Origin of the sequence: Nocardioides sp. 503 (assembly GCF_004522095.1) — a bacterium.
GTDB lineage: Bacteria > Actinomycetota > Actinomycetes > Propionibacteriales > Nocardioidaceae > Nocardioides.
Window position 1 is genome coordinate 147220 of the sequence record NZ_SPUI01000002.1, and the last position, 22223, is coordinate 169442.

Annotated in this window: 21 protein-coding genes; 11 read left to right on the forward strand and 10 right to left on the reverse strand. The window is 72.8% G+C overall.

What is annotated here, in order from left to right; all coding sequences use genetic code 11:
• Entirely contained in the window at positions 1 to 693 is a 693-nt protein-coding gene (locus E4622_RS01670; RefSeq protein WP_245155836.1) for a response regulator transcription factor, read from the forward strand.
• Positions 686 to 1876, forward strand: coding sequence for a histidine kinase dimerization/phospho-acceptor domain-containing protein (locus E4622_RS01675; RefSeq protein WP_134738363.1), 1191 nt, complete (start codon positions 686 to 688; stop codon positions 1874 to 1876). The genes E4622_RS01670 and E4622_RS01675 overlap by 8 nt, the downstream gene beginning before the upstream one ends.
• 9 nt (positions 1877 to 1885) lie before the next feature.
• On the opposite strand, the gene E4622_RS01680 is transcribed toward E4622_RS01675, so the two are convergent.
• Both E4622_RS01680 and E4622_RS01685 read right to left on the reverse strand, forming a co-directional pair.
• A complete protein-coding gene (locus E4622_RS01680) occupies positions 1886 to 2581 on the reverse strand; it encodes a class F sortase (RefSeq protein WP_209021744.1) in 696 nt (231 codons plus the stop codon).
• Between the two features lie 2 nt (positions 2582 to 2583).
• Positions 2584 to 3660, reverse strand: coding sequence for an ice-binding family protein (locus E4622_RS01685; RefSeq protein WP_134738364.1), 1077 nt, complete (start codon positions 3658 to 3660; stop codon positions 2584 to 2586).
• Between the two features lie 140 nt (positions 3661 to 3800).
• On the opposite strand from E4622_RS01685, the gene E4622_RS01690 reads away from it, so the two are divergent.
• Positions 3801 to 4247 (forward strand): nuclear transport factor 2 family protein, encoded by a 447-nt coding sequence (locus E4622_RS01690; protein ID WP_134738365.1) that lies wholly within the window; start codon positions 3801 to 3803, stop codon positions 4245 to 4247.
• On the opposite strand, the gene E4622_RS01695 is transcribed toward E4622_RS01690, so the two are convergent.
• From E4622_RS01695 to E4622_RS01705, 3 genes are all read right to left on the reverse strand, one after another.
• Positions 4244 to 4762, reverse strand: a complete 519-nt coding sequence (locus tag E4622_RS01695; RefSeq protein WP_245155837.1) for a MarR family transcriptional regulator — start codon at positions 4760 to 4762, stop codon at positions 4244 to 4246. The genes E4622_RS01690 and E4622_RS01695 overlap by 4 nt on opposite strands.
• Positions 4763 to 4798: 36 nt before the next feature.
• The gene (locus tag E4622_RS01700; protein WP_134738366.1) at positions 4799 to 6025 is read right to left on the reverse strand and encodes an acetyl-CoA C-acetyltransferase; all 1227 of its coding nucleotides are present in this window, start codon (positions 6023 to 6025) and stop codon (positions 4799 to 4801) included.
• Positions 6026 to 6113: 88 nt separating this feature from the next.
• A complete protein-coding gene (locus E4622_RS01705; protein WP_134738367.1) occupies positions 6114 to 6713 on the reverse strand; it encodes a TetR/AcrR family transcriptional regulator in 600 nt (199 codons plus the stop codon).
• A gap of 118 nt (positions 6714 to 6831) precedes the next feature.
• Between E4622_RS01705 and E4622_RS01710 the strand changes: the two genes are divergently transcribed.
• Both E4622_RS01710 and E4622_RS01715 read left to right on the forward strand, forming a co-directional pair.
• A complete protein-coding gene (locus tag E4622_RS01710; protein ID WP_134738368.1) occupies positions 6832 to 7011 on the forward strand; it encodes a hypothetical protein in 180 nt (59 codons plus the stop codon).
• Positions 7012 to 7066: 55 nt separating this feature from the next.
• Positions 7067 to 7933: a thioesterase family protein gene (locus E4622_RS01715; RefSeq protein WP_134738369.1), complete on the forward strand. Its 867-nt coding sequence runs from the start codon at positions 7067 to 7069 to the stop codon at positions 7931 to 7933.
• On the opposite strand, the gene E4622_RS01720 is transcribed toward E4622_RS01715, so the two are convergent.
• Together E4622_RS01720 and E4622_RS01725 are read right to left on the reverse strand one after the other, a co-directional pair.
• Positions 7897 to 8445, reverse strand: coding sequence for a sigma-70 family RNA polymerase sigma factor (locus E4622_RS01720; RefSeq protein WP_134738370.1), 549 nt, complete (start codon positions 8443 to 8445; stop codon positions 7897 to 7899). The two genes, E4622_RS01715 and E4622_RS01720, sit on opposite strands and share 37 nt — an antisense overlap.
• A 1069-nt stretch (positions 8446 to 9514) precedes the next feature.
• Positions 9515 to 9898: a globin gene (locus E4622_RS01725; protein ID WP_134738371.1), complete on the reverse strand. Its 384-nt coding sequence runs from the start codon at positions 9896 to 9898 to the stop codon at positions 9515 to 9517.
• A 122-nt stretch (positions 9899 to 10020) separates the two neighbouring features.
• On the opposite strand from E4622_RS01725, the gene E4622_RS01730 reads away from it, so the two are divergent.
• Positions 10021 to 10446, forward strand: coding sequence for an OsmC family protein (locus E4622_RS01730; RefSeq protein WP_134738372.1), 426 nt, complete (start codon positions 10021 to 10023; stop codon positions 10444 to 10446).
• A 33-nt stretch (positions 10447 to 10479) separates the two neighbouring features.
• On the opposite strand, the gene E4622_RS01735 is transcribed toward E4622_RS01730, so the two are convergent.
• On the reverse strand, positions 10480 to 11496 hold the full coding sequence (locus E4622_RS01735) for a mechanosensitive ion channel family protein (RefSeq protein WP_134738373.1): 1017 nt from the start codon (positions 11494 to 11496) through the stop codon (positions 10480 to 10482).
• A gap of 59 nt (positions 11497 to 11555) precedes the next feature.
• On the opposite strand from E4622_RS01735, the gene E4622_RS01740 reads away from it, so the two are divergent.
• From E4622_RS01740 to E4622_RS01755, 4 genes are all read left to right on the forward strand, one after another.
• Positions 11556 to 11921, forward strand: a complete 366-nt coding sequence (locus E4622_RS01740) for a hypothetical protein (RefSeq protein ID WP_134738374.1) — start codon at positions 11556 to 11558, stop codon at positions 11919 to 11921.
• The gene (locus E4622_RS01745) at positions 11908 to 12291 is read left to right on the forward strand and encodes a DUF5130 family protein (RefSeq protein WP_245155838.1); all 384 of its coding nucleotides are present in this window, start codon (positions 11908 to 11910) and stop codon (positions 12289 to 12291) included. Before E4622_RS01740 ends, E4622_RS01745 begins: the two co-directional genes overlap by 14 nt.
• A gap of 222 nt (positions 12292 to 12513) precedes the next feature.
• Positions 12514 to 12957, forward strand: coding sequence for a hypothetical protein (locus E4622_RS01750; RefSeq protein ID WP_134738376.1), 444 nt, complete (start codon positions 12514 to 12516; stop codon positions 12955 to 12957).
• A gap of 68 nt (positions 12958 to 13025) precedes the next feature.
• Positions 13026 to 15608: a S26 family signal peptidase gene (locus E4622_RS01755; protein ID WP_134738377.1), complete on the forward strand. Its 2583-nt coding sequence runs from the start codon at positions 13026 to 13028 to the stop codon at positions 15606 to 15608.
• A gap of 3 nt (positions 15609 to 15611) precedes the next feature.
• Here the strand turns inward: E4622_RS01755 and pepN are convergent, their stop codons facing one another.
• Positions 15612 to 18158, reverse strand: a complete 2547-nt coding sequence (gene pepN, locus E4622_RS01760) for an aminopeptidase N (protein ID WP_134738378.1) — start codon at positions 18156 to 18158, stop codon at positions 15612 to 15614.
• 179 nt (positions 18159 to 18337) lie between these two features.
• Here pepN and E4622_RS01765 point away from each other — a divergent pair, with 179 nt between their 5' ends.
• The gene (locus tag E4622_RS01765) at positions 18338 to 19996 is read left to right on the forward strand and encodes a CHAP domain-containing protein (RefSeq protein ID WP_134738379.1); all 1659 of its coding nucleotides are present in this window, start codon (positions 18338 to 18340) and stop codon (positions 19994 to 19996) included.
• Here the strand turns inward: E4622_RS01765 and E4622_RS01770 are convergent.
• Positions 19993 to 22116: an MMPL family transporter gene (locus E4622_RS01770; protein WP_134738380.1), complete on the reverse strand. Its 2124-nt coding sequence runs from the start codon at positions 22114 to 22116 to the stop codon at positions 19993 to 19995. The genes E4622_RS01765 and E4622_RS01770 overlap by 4 nt on opposite strands.
• Positions 22117 to 22223 lie beyond the last annotated feature (107 nt).

Below are 22223 nucleotides of genomic sequence, written 5' to 3' on the forward strand. Positions count from 1 at the left end.
GTGGCTCATCGAGTGCTGGTCGTCGAGGACGAGGAGGACATCGCGATCCCCCTCGTTCGCACCCTGGAGCGAGAGGGTTACGACGTCCTGTGGGTCGACAGCGGGCAGAAGGCCCTCGACGAGCTCGCCTCGCGCCCGACCGACGTGGTCATCCTCGACCTCGGCCTGCCCGACATCGACGGTCTCGAGGTATGCCGCCAGGCGCGTGACGCCGACTTCACCGGGGCGATCATGATCGTGACCGCGCGCGCCGGCGAGCTGGACCGCGTCGTGGGTCTCGACTACGGCGCCGACGACTACCTCGCCAAGCCCTTCGGGCTCGCGGAGCTGCAGGCCCGGGTCCGGGCGCTGATCCGGCGTACCACCGGCGCCACGGGCCGCGAGCAGGCCGACGACGGTGCGCTGCGCATCGACGTGGCGGCCCGCCGCGTCTACGCCGGGGACGACGAGGTCCCGCTGACCGGCAAGGAGTTCGACGTCCTCAACATCCTCGCCGCCCATCGCGACAAGGTGGTCTCCCGGGGGACCCTGATGGCCGACGTGTGGGACGAGAACTGGTACGGCTCGACCAAGACGCTGGACGTGACGATCGGCCGCCTGCGGCAGAAGCTCGAGGGTGTCGGGGTGTCGGAGCGCGTGGTCGCTGTCCGGGGGGTGGGTTTCCGCCTCGAGGGCAGCCCGCCCGATGCGTAGACGGCTCACCCTCGCCTTCCTCGTCGTCACCCTGTCGATGATCTTCGTCGCCGGGGTCGTGCGCGCCGTGACCCTGGACGGCCTGCTGCGCGAGCGCGAGGCCGAGCACCTGCACCGCGAGGCCTCCAGCCTGGCGGCCGTGGTCGAGGACGACACGCTCACGCGCCCCGTCGACGCGGCGATGCTGGCCCGCTTCGTCGGCCCCGACACCGAGGTCGAGTTCGCCCCCACGGACGGCCGGCCGGTGGTCGCCACGGGCGCCGACTACGAGGCGGGGGAGGGCGGCATCTCCTCGACGATCAGCCTGGACGGCGGCGGCAACGTCACCGTGCGCCAGTCCGCCGGCGTCATCAAGAACCTCTGGGCGCGCGACTCCTGGTCGGTCCTGGCCCTGCTCGGGGTCACCGGCGTGGTGTCGGCGCTGGTGGGCTTCGCGATCTCCCGCTCGCTGTCCGCGCCGTTCCAGAAGCTCGCGGTGGCCGCGAGCGCGCTCGGCCGCGGGCGCTTCGACCTCGACCTGCCCGACAGCAAGGTGCCGGAGGCGCGCGCCATCGCCGACGCGCTGCGCTCGAGCGCGGTCACCATGCGCGACCGCATGGAGCGCGAGCAGGAGTTCGCCACCCACGCCTCGCACGTGCTGCGCACCCCGCTCACCGGGCTGCGCCTCCAGCTGGAGGAGATGACCCTCGACGAGGACCTCCCTCCCGCCACCCGGGCGGCGGCCGAGCACTGCATGGAGGCGGTCGACGAGGTGACGGTGGTCGCGGGCGACCTCGTCGACCTGTCGCGGCGCGGGCTGATCGGCGGTCACCAGGTGCCGCTCGAGGAGCTCGCGACGTCGCTGGCGCAGCGCTGGTCCGACGAGCTCGACAAGCGTGACCGGGTGCTCACCGCGGCCGTGGAGGGCGACCTCGAGCTGGCCTTCACCCCGGGCCCGGTGGAGCAGGTGCTCGACCTGCTCCTGCACGACCGGGTGCGCCACGGCGTCGGGGACACCCGGCTGGTGTTCGAGGGCGACCCGCGCGGCCACCTGCGCGTCGTCGTCCGGGGCGAGCGACGCGGCGGCGCCGAGGACGACGAGGTGCGCGAGGCGCGGCACCTGGTCGAGGGCCTCGGGGGCCGCCTCGAGAGCGTGGAGGCCGTGAGCGGGACCGAGCAGGTCATGCTGCTGCCGCGCCGCTGACCGGCTCGCTCAGGCCCGTGTGACGCCGACGAGCTCGGTGAAGACCACCACGTTGCTCTGCCAGCCTCCCCGCTCGGCGTCGTACTCGCCGCCGCACGTCACCAGGTTGAGCAGTCGTCGTCGCGTGCTGCCCCCATAGACCTCCTGCGCGGGGAAGTCCTCGTTGTCGTACGTCGCGGTGCGGGTGACCTCGAAGCGGGCCACGGAGCCGTCGTCGAGGCGCACCTCGAGCGTGACCCCCGCGCGGAGCTCCTTGAGCCGGTGGAAGACCGCCGGCCCGGCGGTCGAGTCGACGTGTCCCAGCAGCACCGAGGAGCCGGGCCGCCCCGGCGCAGGCCCCTGGTCGAACCAGCCGGCGAGGTCGGCGTCCTGCGGCACCTGCACCGTCCGATCCGGGTTGAGCCCCAGCCGCAGGAGGTCGGTGGACACACCGATCTCGGCGATCGTGAGGTGCTCGGGACGGGCCGCGGCGGACACCGGGGCGACCCGCGCCGCGCGGGTCGAGGCCGGCGCGGGCGCCGGAGCCGCCGGGGGCGAGCTGCTCGCCGGCGTCGTGTCCCGCGCGGTGGCGGCACCGTCGGTCCCGCCGCTCAGGGTCGTCGAGACCAGGACCGCGGCGACGGCGAGGACCGAGGTGACGCCGAGCAGGGCCCACCGCACCGAGCGGGCCGCCCGGCTCGGTCCGGCGCGGTGGCTGACCGCCACGGTCAGTGGGTTCGCGTGGTGCGCAGGGTGCGGGCGGTGAGCAGCGCGCCCAGGGCCACGAGGCCGACGAGGCCGTAGAGCACGGCCGGCCCACCACCGCCCTCCTCGTCCGGGGTCATGCCGGTGTCGGGGTTGCCCACCGGGACCACGGGTCCGCGGGCGACGCCGCTGCCGTCGTCCCCGCCGTTGCCGCCCTCGCCTCCGGCGTTGCCTCCGCCGTTGCTTCCGCCGTTGCCGTTGCCGCCGCCGCCGCCGCCGTTGTCGTCGTCATCGTCGCCGGGGGTCGCCGACGTGGTGGGCGGAGCCGTCGTGGCTGCGGCGGCGCAGGGCGCCGGGCGCGTGATGTCGTTGGTGTTCATGGAGACCGCGGCTCCCGCGAGCAGCCGGCCCTGCACGTCGGAGCCGGAGCCGACCGTGATCGAGGCCAGGGCCAAGATCGTGCCGACGAACTGGTTGCCCGAGTCCAGGGTCGCCGAGCTGGTGACCTGCCAGAAGACGTTGCAGGCGCGGGCGCCGTTGACCAGCGTGACCCGCGCCCCGGGAGCAGTGGTCAGGCTGGAGCCGGCCTGGAAGATCCAGACGTCGTTCGCCCCGCCGTCGAGCACCAGCTCGCCGGTCAGCTGCATCGTCGAGGTGTCCTCGTAGACGCCGGGCTCGAGCGTCAGTCCGCCGAGGTCGGTGCCGGTGAGGTCCTCGTCGGCGGGCGCGCCGGCGGCCGCCACGTAGGCGAGGCCGAAGTCCACCTCGGCGGCTGCGGCCTCGGGGGTGGTGACGTAGGGGACCCCGTCGTTGATGACGCCCGGAGGGAAACCGGTGAAGTCGACTCCGGTGATGCCGACGTTGCCGGACACCACGGAGCCGCCGACGTTCTCGATCTTGCTCGCGGCCAGCACGGCGAACGACTCGGCGTCGCCGAGCTCGATCGCGGTGGCTGCGTACGCCGGTGCGGCGCCGCTGAGCGCGAAGCCCGCGACCAGCAGGCCCGCGGCGGACATCGTCAGCGAGGCGGCGGCGCCGTGACGCAGGGCCGACCGCCTCCTCCGGGCAGGGGTGGGTGAGGTGCTGCGTGTGGGGGACATGCGGGCCAGCTCTCGTGAGGGCTCTGCATGTGGGGGTGGCTGAGGGAGCCAGCATGCGATGAGTGCTCCCCACGGTACGCGCTGTGACCTAGATCACCCTCTTACCGCGGGAGGCCGTCGCGGGCTCCTAGGCTGCGCGCATGACCGACAGCGCCCGCCTGATCGAGAACCTGCTCTACACCTACGCCGAGCGGATCGACGCCGGTGACTTCGCCGGGGTGGGGGACCTCTTCGCGCACGGCCGGATCCTCGGCAGGCCCGACGGGCCTCCCGAGACGGTCTTCGCCGGCCGGGACCGGGTGCGCGAGCTCTACGAGCGCTCGACGCGACGCTACGAGGACACCGGCACGCCGCGCACCAAGCACCTCACGACCAACGCGATCATCGACGTGGACGAGTACGCCGGCACCGCCACCTGCCGGTCGAGCTTCTGCGTGCTCCAGGCCACCGCCTCGCTGCCGCTCCAGGTCGTCATCACGGGGCGCTACCTCGACACGTTCCACCGCCTCGACGGCGCGTGGTGGTTCGGCGACCGCACGATGGTGGTCGAGCAGACCGGGGACCTGCGCCAGCACCTGCTCTTCTAGGCGTCGTCGGTCGCGGGCTGGCGCATCTCCATCTCGGGATGAGCCGCGATCAGGTGGTCGGTCACGGCGTTCATCACGCGGCCCAGGGCCGCGAAGTCGTCGTCGCCGACGAGGTCGACCAGGTGGTCCCGCACGCCGTTGACATGGGTGGCCGCGCTGTTCTCGAGCAGCAGCCGGCCCCGGTCGGTCAGCCGGGCGACGACGCCGCGGCCGTCCTCGGCGGAGTTCATGCGCTCGACGAGCTGGGTCCGCTCCATCCGCTTGATGGTGTGGGTGACCCGGCTGCGGCTGTGGGCGAGGGCGTCGGCGAGCTGCGCCATGCGCAGCCGCCCGCCGTTCTCGGACAGGCGAACCAGGATCTCGTACTCCGCCAGGGAGATGTCGTGGCGACGGCGCAGGTCGTCGTCCAACCGGTCCATCAGCAGCGTCGAGCCGAGGACCAGCGCGCGCCAGGAGCGCTGCTGGGCCTCGTCCAGCCACTGCGTCTCGCGGGCCGGCCCGCCGATGTCGGTCACGCCGACGATCCTAGGCCGCCCGGCCCGCGAGGCCGCTCAGAGGCGCTCGAGGATCAGGGCCATGCCCTGGCCGCCACCGACGCACATGGTGATCAGGCCGGTGGTCTTGTCGTGCCAGTCGAGGGAGTTGACCATCGTGTTCTGCAGGCGGGCGCCGGTCATGCCGAACGGGTGCCCGACCGCGATGGCGCCGCCGTTGACGTTGAGGCGGTCGATGTCGATGCCGAGGTCCTGGTAGGACGGCACCACCTGGGCGGCGAACGCCTCGTTGATCTCGACCAGGTCGATGTCGCCGATGCTCATGCCGGCGTAGCGCAGGGCGTTCTTGGTCGCCTCCACGGGCCCGAGCCCCATGATCTCGGGGGACAGGCCGCTGACCCCGGTCGACACGATGCGCGCCAGGGGCTCGAGGCCCAGCTCGGCGGCGCGGGTGTCGGACATGATCACCACGGCGGCCGCGCCGTCGTTGAGCGCGCAGCAGTTGCCCGCCGTGACGACCCCGTCGGGGCGGAAGACCGGCTTGAGGTCCTTGATGCCGTCGTAGGTGACGCCGGCGCGCGGTCCGTCGTCCACGCTGACGACGGTGCCGTCCGGGGTGGTGACCGGGGTGATCTCCCGGGCCCAGAAGCCGTTGTCGACGGCCTTCTCGGCGAGGTTCTGCGAGCGCACGGCGAACTCGTCGAGCTCCTGGCGCGACAGGCCGCGCAGCTTGGCGACGTTCTCCGCGGTCTGGCCCATGGCGATGTAGACGTCGGGGACCTGACCGTCCTCGCGGGGGTCGTGCCAGCCCGGGGTGGTGCTGCCGTCGCCCTCGGCCGTGGCGGAGGTGCGCGCCTTGGCGTCGTCGAAGGCGTGGTTGTGGGTGTCGGGCCAGTGGTCGGAGGTGCCCTTCGCGAAGCGCGACACCGTCTCGACGCCGGCCGAGACGAAGACGTCGCCCTCGCCGGCCTTGATCGCGTGGAAGGCCATGCGCGTGGTCTGGACCGACGACGCGCAGTAGCGGGTGGTGGTGGCGCCGGGCACCGTGTCCATGCCGTTGAGGACGTTGACGACGCGCGCCATGTTGTTGCCGGACTCGCCGCCGGGCAGCCCGCAGCCGAGGTAGAGGTCGTCGACCGTGGTGCGGTCCAGCGCCGGGATCTTGTCGAGCGCCGTCGCGACGATGGTCGCCGCCAGGTCGTCGGGGCGCAGCTGGGTGAGCGACCCCTTGTTGGCGCGGCCGATGGGCGAGCGCGCCACGGAAACGATGACTGCCTCGGGCATGGGTGGATCTCCGATCTCAGGAAGTGGTGGCCAGACTAGAACAGGTTCCGGTGGCGCCGGCCGTGGCGTTGCGCACACCGTGAGGTGGTCAGGGCAGCAGTGACCGCTGGTCCGCGCCGAGGGCGTGCATCGCCAGGGGCAGCGCCCGTCGCAGGAGGTCGTCGCGCTCGGGCTCGGGCCGCAGCAGCGCCGAGAGCAGGATCCCGTCGAAGGACGCCATCATCGTCTGCGCGCGGTCGTGGGCCTGGTCCACGCCGTGTCCCGTGAGGGTCTCGGCGACGACGTCGACCACGCGGTCGCGGTCGCGGGCCAGCAGGGCGGCCAGCTCAGGGTCGCGGGCGGCCTCCATGGTGAGCTCGACCTTGGCCAGCGCCAGGTCCTGCTCGCCGAGCCAGCCCGCGAACAGGCCCAGCACCAGCTCGATCGTGCGGGGGTCCTCGGGCGAGCAGCTCGCCATCTCCTGCAGCACGACGTCGACGTCGGCGGCGACGCGGCCGACGACGTACTCCGCCAGGGCCAGCTGCAGCGCCCGCCGGGTGCGCAGGTAGGCCGATGTGCTGCCCTCCGGCAGGTCGGCGGCCCGGTCCACGGCCCGGTGCGTGAGGCCGCGCAGCCCTTGCTCGACCAGCACCCGCAAGGAGGCGTCGAGGATCGCGCGGCGGCGCGGGCTGAGCGAGGAGATGTCCATGGGTTCTTCCGGTTCGGTGCCAGTGGCGGAGCCCACACTATCCGGCCTTGCGGGCGGTTTTCTACAGGTGTAGGTTTCTACACAAGTAGAAACTACGCCTGTAGAAAGGATGGTCGTCATGACCTTCGAGCTCCTCAACATCACCCCGTGGGTCGTCGCCTTCGCGGCCCTGACCCTCGTCGTGCTCGCCCTCACCGTCGTCGGCGTCACCGACTTCGTCCGCGCCCACCGCCCGGTCCGCCTCGCCCGCCACGAGACGATCCGCGGCTACTACGGCCGCCCCGCGCTGCACCACTGATCCACGCGCCGACCGCGTCGGCACGCCGGAGCCTCCCGTCTGGCAGCATCGAGGGATGCGCCACGTCTACGACTGCCCCATGCGCTGGGCCGACCTGGACCTCCAGGGGCACGTCAACAACGTGGTCTACGTCGACTACCTGCAAGAGGCGCGCGTCGACATGCTCCGCATCCACAGCCCGGGGTCCCGGGCCGCGGACCTGGCGGAGGGTGTCGTCGTCGTCCGGCACGCGGTCACCTACCTGGCCCCGCTGAGGCTGCGCTTCCGGCCGGTGCGCATCGAGTGCTGGGTCACCGAGATCCGGGCCGCGTCGTTCACGATGGCCTACGAGATCTTCCACGAGGACCCCGACCAGCCGTCCGGGCGGCAGGTCTACGTCCGCGCCTCGACCGTGCTCACGCCCTACGTCTTCGCCAGCGAGCGGCCGCGCCGGATCACGCCCGAGGAGCGCGCGACGCTCGCGCTCTTCCTGGAGCCCTCCGAGCGGGCGCGGCCCGCCCCGCTGCAGCCCCTCCGCCGCGAGGGCGCCGTGCACCACCCCGTGCACGTACGGTTCTCCGACGTCGACGTCTACGGCCACGTCAACAACGTGAAGTACTTCGAGTACTTCCAGGAGGCGCGCATCCGCCTGCACACCGGCCTGTTCCGCGACACCGAGGACCTGGCCGAGCTCCGCATGGTCGTCGCCCAGACCGACGTCGACTACCGCGTCCCCATCCTCTTCCGCCCCGACCCCTACGACTGCTGGTCACGCGTCGTCCGCGTCGGCGAGCGCTCCATGACCATCGAGTCGGAGATCTGCGACGGGGACGTGCTGCTGTCGCGCGCCCGCGTGACGATGGTGTTCGTCGACGCTTCGGGTCGGGCGATCGCCCCGGACCCGGCCTACCGCGAGCGGCTGCTCGCGGCCGCCACCGACTGATCCTCCGCGGGAGCCACAGCCCGAAGCCGGCGCAGCCCGCGGTGGTGGGCGACCCGCACCGCCACCGCAGAGATCCCGAGAGCCTCCGCGGTGGCGGACACGTCGAGGCCGACCCCGTCGATGCAGGCGACGACGTCCCGCTCGCGCGGCGGCAGCTGGCCGAGCGCTCGGCGTACCCAGTCGCGGCCGTCGGCCTCCCCGACAGCGTCCGACGCCGGCAGCTCGAGGGTCTCCGGGAGCCCGGGGTCGGTGCGGCGCCGGACGCTGCGGCGGTGGTGGGTGGCCGCGAGGTTGCGGGCGATCCCGAAGAGCCAGCCGGCGAACTGCTCGGAGGTGCCGGTGAAGTCGGCGACCTTCTGCGCCGCCACCAGCCACGCCTCGGCCGCGACGTCCTCGGGAGCCACGGCGGTGTCCCCGTGGGCGCGGGTGCCCAACCACACGACGAGACGCCCGGCGTGAGCTCGGTAGAGCTCCCGCCAGGCGTCCGGGTCACCAGTCTTCGCCCGGGTCATCTGGTCGTCGTCGTGAGGCACCCGGGGCTAGCCGCTCCCGTCCTCGAGGTCGGCCTGGCCGGGGGGTGTCGGGATGCCACCGGGTCCGTGGCCGTGGCCGTTGCCCTGGCCGCCGTTGCCGTGCTCGGCGCCCTGACCGTTCTGTTGGCCGTTGCCCTGGCCGTTGTTGTTGCCGCCGGGGGTGGCCGGCTGACCGTTCCCGTTCCCGTTCCCGTTGCCGTGGCCAGGGCTGGCCGGGGGGCCGTTCCCGTTCCCGTTGCCGGGGCTGGCCGGGGGTCCGTTCCCGTGGCTGGGCGAGGGGCTCGGGGAGGCCCCCGAGCCCGGTCCGACGGCTCCAGGATGCGTACCGCCCTCGGGAAGGGGTGCGGTACCACTCGTCGGACCGGGCGACTGTGGGGTGGTGTCGGGGCGGCTCGACGGCGTGGGGGGGATGACGATGCCGTTCGAGCCGCCCGACGTGGGGGTGGCGCTGGGAGTACCCGCCGGGGTGGCAGGGGGTGCGGTGGGGGAGGTGCTGCCGGGGGAGGGCGTGACCGCCGGACTGGAGGGTCGCACCGCGGGCGGCCGCGAGCGGTCGGGCAGTCCGGGCACCGACAGCGAGCCGGCGGCCCAGGCGCCGCCGACGCCCGTGCCGACCAGGCCGACGGTGGCCAGTGCCACCCGCCACCGGAGGAATCGCCGGGCACGGGGCGCCGCCTGGGAGGCGGCGGCGAGTGCAGCGAGCCGGTGGACGAGGTCCTCCTCCGGCTCGAGTGTCGGTGCACTCAGCCCGAGATCGGCGTGGCGGGTGGCAGTCATGGGGTGTCCCGTGGGCGGCTCGGGCCGGGGTCGGCACGTCGCCGGAGACCGCCGGTGCGGGTCCTCGGCTTGAGCAGCAGCTGCCACCATGGCAGAGGCGAGCCACGACGGCGAGGGGTGCTGGGCGGCGTGGCGCTGGGCAGGGCGCTGGTCATCGGGCTCCTCGGGTCGGGGCCCGGGTGCGGGCCGAACGGGTCGTGGTCACCCGATACCTGTCGTCGGCCGGCCGCCGCGTTACATCGGTCCCGAGAAAACTTCTGCGGACCCGGCGCTAGCCCGGCTGGTCGAAGGTGTTGACCATGAACTGCGCGGCGTGCGTGACGTAGTCCCAGAACTGCGCGTCCTGCTCCGGAGTGAGCTGGACGGCGTCCAGGCCCTCGCGGAAGTGGACCAGCCAGCGGTCCTTGGCCTCCGGGTCGACCTTGAAGGGCGCGTGCCGCATGCGCAGCCGCGGGTGGCCACGCTGGTCGGAGTAGGTCGTGGGCCCGCCCCAGTACTGGACCAGGAAGAGCAGGAAGCGCTCCTCGGCGGGACCGAGGTCCTCCTCGGGGTACAGCGGCCGCAGCACCTCGTCGGTGGCCACGCCCTCGTAGAACCTCGCGACGATGCGTCGCATCGTCTCGAAGCCGCCGATCTCGTCGTAGAACGTGGTCACCCCTCCATTGTGCTGGCCGGGTGCTGGGCGCGCCGCAGCCGCCCCCCGCGGCCGTGCCAGACTCGGCAGGACCGTGCTGCTCCACCCGAGCACGCCCACCGACTATGGGGAGCGATCCACACATGGCAACGACGCGCACCGCAACGACGCACTGGGAAGGCAGCCTCTTCGAGGGCGCCGGGAAGGTCACGCTCGAGTCCTCCGGCGTCGGCGCCTACGACGTCTCGTGGCCCTCGCGGGCCGAGCAGGCCAACGGCAAGACCAGCCCCGAGGAGCTCATCGCGGCGGCCCACTCGTCGTGCTTCTCGATGGCGCTGTCCAACGGGCTGGCCAAGGCCGGCACGCCGCCCACCTCGCTGGACACCACCGCCGACGTGGAGCTCACGCCGGGCACCGGCATCACCGGGATCAAGCTCACCGTGCGGGGCGTCGTCGAGGGCATGAGCAACGACGACTTCGTGGCCGCCGCCGAGGCCGCCAAGACCGGCTGCCCCGTGAGCCAGGCCCTCACCGGCACGACGATCACGCTCGACGCCGCGCTGGCCTGACCGACCACCCGTCCTGACGGACCTGCGTGACCGCTAGGGCCGGCCGCCCTCGGCCTCGGCCGGGGCGGCCGGCTCCGTGCGGTTCCAGACCACCCTCTGGGGGAACGGGATCTCGATCCCCTCGTGGTCGAAGCGGGCCTTGATCCGCTGGCGCATCTCGCGCGCGACCGCCCACTGCTCCAGGGGCGCGGTCTTGAGGGTCACCCGCACGGTCACTCCGTCGATGCCGAGGTGCTCGACGCCCCAGACCTCCGGCTCCTCGATGACGACGTGCTTGAAGTCCTCGTCCTCCCACAGGTCGTGCGCCACGTCCTGCAGGACGCGGCGCACGCGGGCGAGGTCCTCGGTGTAGGCGACGTTGATGTCGAGGACGGTGCGCGCCCAGTTCTGGCTCATGTTGCCCACGCGCATGATCTCGCCGTTGGGGACGTACCAGACGGTGCCGTCGACGTCGCGCAGCCGCGTCACCCGCAGGCTGACGGCCTCGACCGTCCCGCTGGCCGCACCGACGTCCACCACGTCGCCCACGCCGTACTGGTCCTCGAGGATCATGAAGATGCCGGAGAGGAAGTCCTTCACCAGCGACTGGGCGCCGAAGCCCAGCGCCAGGCCGAGGATGCCGGCGCTGGCGATGATCGGGGCGATGTTGACGCCGAGCTCGCTGAGCATCATGGTGCCGAACATCGCGACCAGGACGCCGGTGATGATGCTCTTGAGCAGGCTGCCGATGGTCTTGGCCCGCTGCACCCGCCGGGTCGCGGTCACCAGGTCGGAGGACGCGGCGTGGCTGGCGCCCTTGCGGACCATGGAGAAGCGCCCGACCTTGTCGGGCAGCACGCCGGCCTCCGCGCGCCGTACGACGCGGTCCACGAGGCGGTGCAGGACCCACCTCAGGACCAGGCCCAGGAGGAGCAGTCCGGTGAGGGCGAGCGGCTTGCCGATGACCACGTCGGCGATGTCGGCGGCGGTCGAGCTGCCGGTCCACTCGAAGGCGGCGTCGCAGACCTGCTCTCCGGCCGCGCACGGGTCCGTGCTCTCGGGGGCGAACATGCGCCCATGCATAGCATCTCGGCGCGGGCGCACCGAACCGAGCCGATAGGCTGTCGACCGTGATCTCCACGCTCTCGCCTGCCCTTCGCCGCAGCGCACTGGTCCTCGTGACCGGCCTCACGTCGATCGGGCTCTCCGTGGCCCTGGCGGGTCCGGCCATGGCCGAGCCCTCCGAGGGCTGGCCGGACTCCGACCCGGTCGACATGATGCACGTCCTGCTCGTCCTCGCGGGCGTCCCGCTCCTGCTCTTCCTCGTCATCCTGACGGCCGTCTACCTCCCTGCGCTGGTCCGCGGCGAGCGGCTCGCGCCGGGAGCGCCGCTGGTCGAGAACCAGTGGCTGGGCGGGCCGCGGCGCAGCGCGGGCGAGCTCGCGGCACCCGACGGCGAGCGTTCGGAAGCCGGTGGCGCCAGTGGCCGCTGGTGACCCGTTCAGCAGCGCCGAGAGGGTGGCGCTCGACGAGACGATCCGCAAGGCCGAGCGGCTCTGCCGCGCGGAGATCTCGGTCTTCGTGGGCGCCGCCAGCGGTGACCCCCGACAGTTCGCGACCAGCCTGCACAACTCCCTCGTCGCGCCGGCGCGGAGCATCCTGGTGATGGTCGACCCCGAGCAGCGCGCCCTCGAGGTCGTGACCGGCGGCTACGTCCGGCGCACGCTCTCGGACGCCGAGGTCGAGCTGGCGGTGCTGGCGATGCAGACCGACTTCGCGGCGGGTGACCTCGTGGGTGGGCTGCGCCGTGGCGTCCAGCTGCTGGCCGACCACGCGCGGTCGCCCGACACCCTGCACGCGGGCTAACGACTCCTCTGAGAAACGGTTCTCCCACAGGACCCCCACGATCGGCCCACAGGCCCGTCACGGGGGCCAGTGGCGTGCTTCACTGCCTGCCGTCGGAACTGGTGTGGGGACCAGGCCGGCGAATTCAGGGGGAGCGCTCCGGGTACGGGGCGCGTATCTGCGCGCGCTCGCACTGCTCCTCCCCGTCCATCAGGGACACCGTCACACACAGGGGAGAACTACATGAGCAAGCAGCTCGTGCTGGCACTGGCTGCCGGCACCACCGCGTTCGCCGCGGTCGTGGGATCGGCAGCGACCATCGGAGGCATCAGCTCCGACGACCTCGGCGCGGACACGTCCGTCGTCGCCAGCTGCGACACCGACGGCATCACCGTCGAGTACGACACCTCGTACGTCGCCTCGACCGGCGTCTACGAGGTCAGCAGCATCACGCTTGGCGGCATCGACGTCGACTGCGCCACCCAGGCCGTGGCGGTCACGCTCGGCGGCGCGAACGGAGACCCCGAGCTGGGCGAGGCGACCGGCACGCTGCCGAACGCCACCGACCTCGGCACGGCCGGCAACGAGCACGTGCTGACGTTCGGCACCACCGCCGCCGGTCCTCCGGCCGTCACCGGCGTCGACGCCGAGGACGTGCAGCAGATCGCCGTCGTCATCAGCGGCTGATCGCCACCTAGGAGACGACGTCTGCGCAGCCTGCCCCTCGGGGCAGGCTGTCAGGCGCGCCCCGACACATGAGCCCCGAGGTGGTCATCGTCAGGCGGCGGGGCCGGCGCTTCTGGCGCCGGGCCCGCCGCCTGGTCGGCGCGCTCGCATGGGTCGCGACGCTCGGCGTGCTGTACGTCGCGCTGCCCGACCCGTTCGGGGCCCGCCTCGGGGTCACGGTGGTCTCCGGCAACTCCATGCTGCCGACGTACGAGACCGGCGACGCCGTGGTCACGTGGCGCACGGGCGACTACGACACCGGGACCCCGATCGTCTACGCCGTCCCGGCGGACCAGGTGGGCGCGGGGGTCTTCGTCGTGCACCGGGTGGTCGACCGCGAGGGGGACACCTACGTCACCCGTGGCGACAACAACGACGGCGACGACCACTGGCGACCCACCGACCGCGAGGTCCAGGGCCGCGTCGTCGCCCGCGTCCCGTACGGCGCGTTCCTGCTGCGCTGGGTGACCTCGCCGCTGGCGATGGCCGCGGCCTGCGGGATGTTCACGATGTTCGCGGTCCTCGCCGGGGGCCGGGGCAAGGACCGGGGGAAGAGGCGGGGCGAGGGCCCGGGCAAGGGTGGCGGCGGTGCGCCCGGTCCCGACCGTCCGTCCGGACCCGAGGGGAGCGGACGCCGGCGTGCCGAGACGTCCGGCCCGGCACTCACCCGACGACGGGCGCTCGGCTTCGCCGTCCTCGTCGCCGTGGTGGCGGTGCCCACAGGGACGGCGGCCACGCTCGGGGGCGTGCTCAGCGACGGCCTGCTGGCGACCGCGGCCGCGGCCGACCTGACGCCGAGCCCGGTCACCGTCGTCCAGCAGCTCACCTCCGACCAGCCGCTGGAGTACTGCGCCACGGTCACCGTCACCAACGTCTCGACCCAGTCGGTGGCGTGGCACACGACCATCGACGTCTCCGCCGAGCGGGCCGGCTCCATCTCCCAGTCCTCCGGGGTCACGACGGTGTCCTTCGCGCCGACGGCCTGGGAGGTCACCGGCGCCCCCTACAACGCCGTCCTGGCGCCCGGGGCCGGCACCCAGTTCCAGTACTGCGCCGCTCGCTCGGTGCCGAGCCTGACGCCGGCCACCCTCTCGGTCAGCGTCGACGCACAGGCCACGCAGGTCTGCGTGACGGCGACCGTGTCCACCGCCTCGACGCACTGGGTGCGCTGGAGCGCGACCATCGACCGCACGACGCCCGGCCTGACGAACCCGTCGTACTGGCTGACGGCCGTGCCCGCCAGCAGCTACGGGCTCGCGTCGGTCGGCTTCACCGCCGCCACCGGCACCTGGCAGGTGCGCGGCGCCGCCGACACCGAGTACGTCCGCGCCGGGACCGACCGGACCTTCGGCTGGTGCGCGCCGCTCGACACCGCGGCCCCGCTGGGGACCACGACCTCGACGGCCACGGTGACGAGCTTCAGCCAGGCGTCGTACTGCGTGAGCGTCACGGTCACGACCGCCGCGACCGAGTGGGTGCGCTGGCAGACGACGATCTCGCACACCACGCCGGGGCTGACCAGCCAGGCCTACTGGCTGACCTCCGCGCCCATGCCCAGCAACGCCGCGACCGCGTCGTTCACGGCGGGCACCGGGACCTGGGTGGTCGGCGGCGTCGCGCACAACGGCTTCGTCAAGGCCGGCTCTCCCGTGACCTGGAGCTACTGCGCGGCCACCGAGACCCTCGGGGTCGCGGAGGCCACTGTCGCCGCGACCGTCACCAGCTTCAGCGGCACCACGTACTGCGCCGACGTCACGGTCTCGACCACCGCCATGGACTGGGTCCGCTGGCAGGCCACGCTCACCCACGCGACCCCCGGCCTGACGGCCACGCCGTACTGGCTGGCGGCGCCGGGAACGCCCAGCAACGCGGCCACCGTCTCCTTCGACGCGGGCACCGGCACGTGGGTCCTGCGCGGCGTGAGCCACAACGCCTACATCAAGGCCGGCAGCAGCGTCACCTGGAGCTTCTGCGCGCCCCCGTCGCAGGCCGTGCTGACCGAGGCGACCACGACGGTGACGCTGGCCAGCACCGGCGGCGGCCAGTTCTGCGCCGACGTCACGGTCTCGACGGCCGCGACCGACTGGATCGCGTGGCGGAGCACGATCGAGCGGACCACCCCCGGCGTCAGCGCCGCGTCCTACTGGCTGACCGCGGTCCCGACGACGCTCACAGGCGTGCAGTCGCACTCCTTCACCGCCGCCTCGGGCACGTGGGTGGCGAAGGGACTCGCGCACAACGCCTACATCAAGGCCGGCTCGCCCGTGAGCTGGACCTACTGCGCCCCGCTCCAGACCGGGGGCAGCGCCCTGGTGGACGCGACCCTGAGCGCCGTCGTGGACAACGCGTGGGGCACCCACAGCTACTGCGCGACCGTCACGGTCTCGACGACGTCCCCCACCCCGGTGGCCTGGCGGGCCACGATCGACCACGGCACGCCGGGGCTGACCGCCACCCACCGCTGGCTCACCGCCCAGCCGACGAACGTGTGGAACGCCCAGCCGCAGTCGTTCGCGGCCGGCACCGGCACCTGGGTGCTGGTCGGTGCCGGCCACAACGCCACCGTCGTCGCGGGCACGCCCACGACGTTCGGCTTCTGCACGCCCTACTAGCGGCTACCGCTGCGCGTCGAGCTCCTGCGCCGCGAGCGCGCGCGCCACGTCGGCGCGGCCCTCACGGACGTAGCGCTTGGCGGCCGGGTTGGCCGGCGAGGACTCCAGCCAGGCGTCCACGCGCGCCAGCAGCTCGGCGCTCGCGAGCTGGCGCGGGAAGATGAACTCCAGCGCGGTGGACGCCCGCTGGGTGCCGAGACGCTCCCAGATGTCGTCGGCGGCCGTGAGGTAGTGCTCGACGTACGGCGCCAGCACCTCGTCCTGGTCCGGCCGCTGGAACGACAGGATGATCGAGCGCTGCGTCTCGTTGGGGGTGTCGGTCTTGGTGACCGCCGCCTCCCAGGCCGTGGCCTTCGCGTCGGCGTCCGGTCGCGCCGCGCGCGCCGCGGCGGCGTGCTCCTGGCCCGAGATCGTGTGGTCGCGCGCCAGCTCCTCGTCGATGCGGTCGTCGCCGGCGATGCCGGAGGCGGCCAACGACGTGAGCAGCACCCAGCGCAGGTCCTGGTCGACGGCGAGCCCCTCGAAGGTGAGGGAGCCGTCGAGCAGGGCCTCGAGGTCGGCGATCGCCGCGTCGCTGTGGGCGACGGCGGCGTAGGAGCGCGCGAACGTGAGCTGGTGGTCGCTGCCGGCCTCGGCCGCGCCGAGCAGCTCGCGCAGGCCGCGCTCCCACTCCGCCCGCAGCTCCGCCCGGTGGGCCGGTGCGGAGAAGTGGTTGACGGCCTGGGCGGCGTACGTCGGGATCCGGCTGACGCCCCACGAGTCGGTCTCGGCGCCGATGTTGCGCAGCACCAGCGCGACGAAGTCGGACGCGCGCATCTCGGCGTCGCGGGTCATGTCCCACGTGGCGCCCCACACCAGGGCACGGGCGAGGGAGTCGTCGAGCTTGGACAGGCCGTCGACCACCGTCGCGAGCGAGCGCTCGTCGAGGCGGATCTTGGCGTAGGTCAGGTCGCTGTCGTTGAGCAGCAGCAGGTCGGGCTGCTGCTGGCCCACGAGCTCGGGGAGCTGGGTGAGCTCGCCCTCGACGTCGGTCTCGAGGTAGTGGCGGCGCACCAGGCGACCGTCGACCTCGTCGTAGAGGCCGACGCCGATGCGGTGGCGACGCAGGGTGGGCCAGTCGGGGTGGGCGGTCTGGCGCACGGCGAGCGAGGAGTAGCGGCCCTCGGCGTCGACCTCGAACTCGGCGGCGAGCGTGTTGACGCCCGCGGTCTGGAGCCACTCCTGGGCCCAGCCCCCGAGCTCGCGACCCGACGCCTTCTCCAGGGCGGCGAGCAGGTCCTTGAACTCGGAGTTGCCGTAGGCGAAGTCCTTGAAGTACTGGCGCAGCCCGGCCTGGAAGTCCTCGAGCCCGACCCACGCGACCAGCTGCTTGAGCACCGAGGCGCCCTTGGCGTAGGTGATCATGTCGAAGTTGACCTCGACCGCCTGCAGGTCGTGGTTGTCGGCCGCGATCGGGTGCGTGCTCGGCAGCTGGTCCTGGCGGTAGCCGGTCTGCTTGCGGGCGTTGGCGAAGCCGGTCCAGGAGTCGGTGTACTCGGTGGCCTCGACCTCGGCGTGGTAGCAGGCCCACTCGGCGAAGGACTCGTTGAGCCACAGGTCGTCCCACCACTTCATGGTCACCAGGTCGCCGAACCACATGTGGGCCATCTCGTGCAGGATCACGCTGCAGCGGAACTCGTAGAACGAGCGGGGCTGGCGGCTGCGGGGGAGGTACTCGTCGCGCAGCGTGATGCAGCCGGCGTTCTCCATCGCGCCCATGTTGTACTCCGGCACGTAGAGCTGGTCGTACTTGCCGAACGGGTAGGGGAAGTCGAAGGCCTCCTCGAAGAACGCGAAGCCCTGCTCGGTGATCTTGACCAGCTCGTCGACGTCGAGGTACTCCACCAGGGACTGGCGGCAGTAGTGGCCCAGGGGGATGTCGCCGTGCTTGCCGACGTAGGTGTGCTGGACCTCGTGGTACTCGCCGGCGACCAGGGCGGTGATGTAGGTCGACATCGGCTTGGTCGGCTCGAAGCGCCAGACGGCCTTGCCCTCGCCGAGTGCCTCGGGCGCGGGGGAGGGCGAGTTGGAGACGACCTTCCAGTGCTCGGGGGCGGTGACGTTGAACGTGAACGTCGACTTCAGGTCGGGCTGCTCGAAGGTGGTGTAGACGCGGCGGGCGTCGGGGACCTCGAACTGGGAGTAGAGGTAGACCCGGTCGTCCGCGGGGTCGACGAAGCGGTGCAGGCCCTCGCCCGTGTGGCTGTAGGGGAGCTCGCAACGGACCCGCAGCTCGTTGTCGGCCTCGAGACCGTCCAGCGTCAGGCGGGAGTCGTGGTAGACCTCGGCAGGGTCCAGGCTGCGCCCGTTGAGGGTGACCTCGTGGAGGCTCGCGTCGACCAGGTCGGCGAAGGTCGAGGCGCCGGGCTCCGAGCAGGTGAAGCGGAGCACGGTGGTGCTCGCGAAGACCTTGTCGGAGACGGTGAGGTCGAGGTCGATGGTGTAGGACTCGACGGACAGGAGGGCGGCGCGGGTGGCGGCCTCGTCCCGGGTCAGGTTGGTTCCAGGCATGCCTCGCATCATGTCACCGGGGTCCGCACGACCACCCCGGACCCTCGGCCGACCGCGCCGCGGCGTGTCCGGTACGTGGGACGGATGTGACGCTCGTGAGCGGTGGGACTCGAGTTACAGGTGTGAAATTCTTCGCGACACGCTGACAAGGTGCTTGACACCTGCGTAATCTCCGCTCCGTGACTCGGACCCGACGACTGCGCCGCGCCCTGGTGCTGGGGGCCGTGCTGGCACTGCTGGCACCTCTCGGCGTGTCCTCGGCGAGCGCGGACGACGAGAAGCTGCCGCCGCCGTCGCTGAACCGCTACGGCGCGGTCGAGCAGCGAGCCAGCGCCTACCTGTGCACCGGGTACGTCGCCTGCGAGAAGGCCGGCTACTCCCACGCCGGCTACCGCGCCGTCTCCGACAAGATGTACTGGCGCATGTACAGCGGCCACAACTGCACCAACTACGCGGCCTACCGGATGGTCAAGAGCGGGATGCCCAACACCCGCCCCTGGTCGGGTGGCGGCAACGCGACCGAGTGGGGCCGCAAGATGGCGAGCATCACCGACACCACGCCGGTGGTCGGGTCGATCGCCTGGTGGCGGGCCAACGCCCCGGGCACCGGCTCCAGCGGTCACGTCGCCTACGTCGAGCAGGTCGTGTCCGCCACCGAGATCGTCATCAGCGAGGACAGCTGGGCCGGCGACTTCCACTGGCGCCGCATCCGCAAGGAGGACGGCCGCTGGCCGTCGGGCTTCGTCCACTTCAACGACAAGGTCCTGACCAACACGGTCGCGCCGGTCGTCACCGGCACCCCCAAGGTCGGCGTGCCCCTCACGGCCACCGTCGGCACCTGGAAGCCCGCGGGCGTCTACTCCTTCCAGTGGTTCGTCGGCGCGACGCCCATCGCCGGAGCCACGGCGTCGAGGTTCGTGCCGACCGCCGCCCAGTTCGGCACCCGGGTCTCGGTGAGGGTCTCGGCCAGGCGTTCCGGCTACGCCTCCACGACCGTGGCCAGGAGCACCGCCGCCGACGTCGCCATCGGAGACCTCCAGGTGCCGGACCCGCCCGTCGTCAGTGGCGTCACGGAGGTCGACCAGGTCCTGACCGCCACGCGCGGGTCGTGGGCGCCGAACCCCAGCGCGACCACCGTGCAGTGGTACGCCGGCTCCACACCCATCCCCGGGGCGACCGGCTGGACGCTGCGCCTCGGGCAGGCCCAGATCGACCAGCGGATCAGCGCCATCGTCACGGGTCGCGCCGTCGGCTACCGCCAGCGTGCGGTCCCGGCGCGGACCGCGGGACCCGTCCTCGCCGGCACCCTCGCCTTCACGCGACCGTTCGGACTGACCGGCGTCCCGCGCGTGGGCAGCACGCTCACCGCCGCACCCGGCGCCACCGATCCGGTGGACGCGCGGGTGAGCTACCGCTGGCTGCGCGACGGAGTCGCGATCCCGGGCGCCCTCGGGTCGTCGTACGTCCTGACGCCCGCGGACATCGGGTCGCAGATCAGGCTCCTCGTGCGTCTGGACCGCGCCAGCTACCGCAGCGCCTCGCAGCAGATCGCGACGCCGACCCGCGTGGTGACCAAGCCGGTCCTGCGCATCCGTGCGGTGGGCGGGACCCGCAAGGCGGTCGTCGTCGTGCGCGTCGCCGCGCCTGGCGCCACGCCGCGCGGGCTCGTGACGGTCCTCGTCGGTGGCAGGAGGCTCGTGGGCCGGCTGGTCGACGGCCGGCTGCGCGCCGTCATCACCGACGTGCCGGCGGGCCCGCGCAAGGTCCGGGTCCGCTACGCAGGCAAGGGATTCGTCCTGCCCGCCGCCGGCCTCGAGCGGGTCCGCGTCCGGCGCTAGGGCGTGACCGCGCGGCCCGGCCGCCACCAGTTCCACTGACCGAGCAACGTCATGGCGGCGGGGAGCAGCAGCCCGCGCACGACCGTGACGTCGAGCAGGATCGCGACGGTCATGCCCACGCCGATCTGCTTGACCTCCACGAGCTCGCCGAGGGTGAAGCCGAGGAACACGATCGAGATCGACAGCGCCGCCAGCGTGACGACGGGCCCCGACGAGGTGATGCCGGCCAGCACCGCGCGGTCGTTGGCGGCGCGGGTGCCCGGCGCCGGCGCGCCCCGGCCGCGGGCGGGGGAGTCCCAGGCCTCCTTGATCCGCGCCAGCAGGAACACGTGGTAGTCCATCGAGAGCCCGAACGCGAACATGAACAGCAGCAGGGGCGTGGTGATGTCGAGGGTGCCCCACGAGGAGAAGCCGAGCAGCGAGGAGCCCCAGCCCCACTGGAAGATCGCGACCACGACGCCGAGGGTGGCGCTGAGGGACAGCAGGTTGAGCGCCAGGGCCTTGAGCGGGACGACCAGGGAGCCGGTGAGGCGCAGGAGCAGCAGACCGGTCACGAGCATCACGACGAGGAGCGCGAGCGGCAGCCGGTCGGCGATGGCCGACCGTGCGTCGACCAGCTCCGCGGCGGGACCTCCGACCAGCACCGGTGCGCCGAGCTCGCGGTCGCGGACCTCGCCCACCAGGCGTTGCGCCGCCGGGCCGTAGGTCCGCCCCTCGGGGTCGAGCGCGATCTGGGTGGAGCCGTCGGGCAGCGGGTCGAGGACGTGGACGTCGTCCACCTCGGGCAGGTCCGCGAGCCGGTCGGCCAGCGCGGCCACCGCGGGGTCGTCGGGTGCGGCGTCGGTGAGCACCGTGATCGGCGACGTGCGCTCCTCGGCGTGGTCGCGCTGCACCCCCTCGTAGGCCAGTCGCGACTCGCTGTCGGCCGGCAGTGAGCGGGCGTCCGAGCTGCCGAGCTGCAGGCTGAGCAGCGGAACGGCGCACAGCAGCAGCAGGGCGGTGGTCGCGACGAGCACCGGCCACGGCCGCGCCTGGGCGAGGCCGGCGAGCCGGGCCAGCAGCGACCGCTCCGGGGGCGGGGTGCGCCGGGCGAGGCGTCCGGCGCCGGGCGCGGGGATGCGCGCGCTCGCCACCGAGAGGAGGGCCGGCGTGAGCGTGAGCCCGGCCAGGGTCGCGACCGCGACGGCGACCACGCCGCCCACCGCCATGCCGGTCAGGATCGGGTCGCCCAGCACGAGGAGCCCGCCCAGCGCGCACCCGACCGTCAGCCCGGAGACGAGCACCGTGCGCCCGGCGGTCGCCACCGTGCGTCCCAGCACGTCGCCCAGGTCCGCGCGGGTGCCGCCGGCGGCCCGCTCCTCCCGGAAGCGGGCCAGCACCAGCAGGCTGTAGTCCACGGACAGGCCCAGCCCGAGCAGGGTCACGACGTTGACGGCGTACTCGCTCACGGAGGTGACGCGCGCGAGCCCCGTCAGGCACAGGAGCGACCCCGTGACCGTGCCGAGGGCGGTCACGACCGGAAGCGCGCCGACGACCCAGCCGCCGAGGACCAGCACCAGCACGCCGAGGAGCACCACCAGGGCGATGCCCTCACCGCGGGCCGCGTCGCTGCCGGCCTGCTCGCCGAACGCGTCCTCGGCCAGGAGCTCGCCGCCGACGTGCACGGTGGGGAACGGGATCGTGCGCAGCATCGTCGCGACCCGGTCGGCGGCCACCAGCGCGTCGTCGTCGTCGAACGCGGGGTCGAGCTCGACCTGGACCAGGGCGCCGCGGCCGTCGTCGGCGAAGAGGTCGCTGGCGCCGGTCGTGTAGGGGTCGCGCATGTCGACGACGCCCGGCAGCTCCCGCACCTCGTGCAGGATCCGGCTCGTCTCGTCCGACAGGGCCACGCCGAGGGCGTCGTCGCCGGAGAGCACCGCCACCACCTGCTCGCCCTCCGGGTCGACCCGGTCCAGGCGCCGCTCGACGAGCGTCGACTCCACGTCCTCGCGGGCATCGGGGCTCTCGGCGAGGTCGAAGACCGCGCCGCCGAGGACGCCGCCGACGAGCACGACGAGGGTCCACGCGGCCAGCACCACCGCACGCCGGCGGTGCACCCAGTGGCCCATCCGGCTCAGCACGGGGCGACTGTAGCGACCTCCTGAGACTTTTGTTAGTGGTCCGTCAAAAGTTGTTCACATCTCGGCAGATGTCCCCTAGGGTGGCGAGCGTCACAACGATCCTCGGC

Bases quoted from the DNA above. Each gene is read 5' to 3' on its own strand.
- E4622_RS01675 (WP_134738363.1), top strand. From the start codon at position 686: ATGCGTAGACGGCTCACCCTCGCCTTCCTCGTCGTCACCCTGTCGATG.
- E4622_RS01685 (WP_134738364.1), bottom strand. From the start codon at position 3,660: ATGTCCCCCACACGCAGCACCTCACCCACCCCTGCCCGGAGGAGGCGG.
- E4622_RS01690 (WP_134738365.1), top strand. From the start codon at position 3,801: ATGACCGACAGCGCCCGCCTGATCGAGAACCTGCTCTACACCTACGCC.
- E4622_RS01700 (WP_134738366.1), bottom strand. From the start codon at position 6,025: ATGCCCGAGGCAGTCATCGTTTCCGTGGCGCGCTCGCCCATCGGCCGC.
- E4622_RS01705 (WP_134738367.1), bottom strand. From the start codon at position 6,713: ATGGACATCTCCTCGCTCAGCCCGCGCCGCCGCGCGATCCTCGACGCC.
- E4622_RS01710 (WP_134738368.1), top strand. From the start codon at position 6,832: ATGACCTTCGAGCTCCTCAACATCACCCCGTGGGTCGTCGCCTTCGCG.
- E4622_RS01715 (WP_134738369.1), top strand. From the start codon at position 7,067: ATGCGCCACGTCTACGACTGCCCCATGCGCTGGGCCGACCTGGACCTC.
- E4622_RS01720 (WP_134738370.1), bottom strand. From the start codon at position 8,445: ATGACCCGGGCGAAGACTGGTGACCCGGACGCCTGGCGGGAGCTCTAC.
- E4622_RS01730 (WP_134738372.1), top strand. From the start codon at position 10,021: ATGGCAACGACGCGCACCGCAACGACGCACTGGGAAGGCAGCCTCTTC.
- E4622_RS01735 (WP_134738373.1), bottom strand. From the start codon at position 11,496: ATGTTCGCCCCCGAGAGCACGGACCCGTGCGCGGCCGGAGAGCAGGTC.
- E4622_RS01750 (WP_134738376.1), top strand. From the start codon at position 12,514: ATGAGCAAGCAGCTCGTGCTGGCACTGGCTGCCGGCACCACCGCGTTC.
- E4622_RS01755 (WP_134738377.1), top strand. From the start codon at position 13,026: ATGAGCCCCGAGGTGGTCATCGTCAGGCGGCGGGGCCGGCGCTTCTGG.
- pepN (WP_134738378.1), bottom strand. From the start codon at position 18,158: ATGCCTGGAACCAACCTGACCCGGGACGAGGCCGCCACCCGCGCCGCC.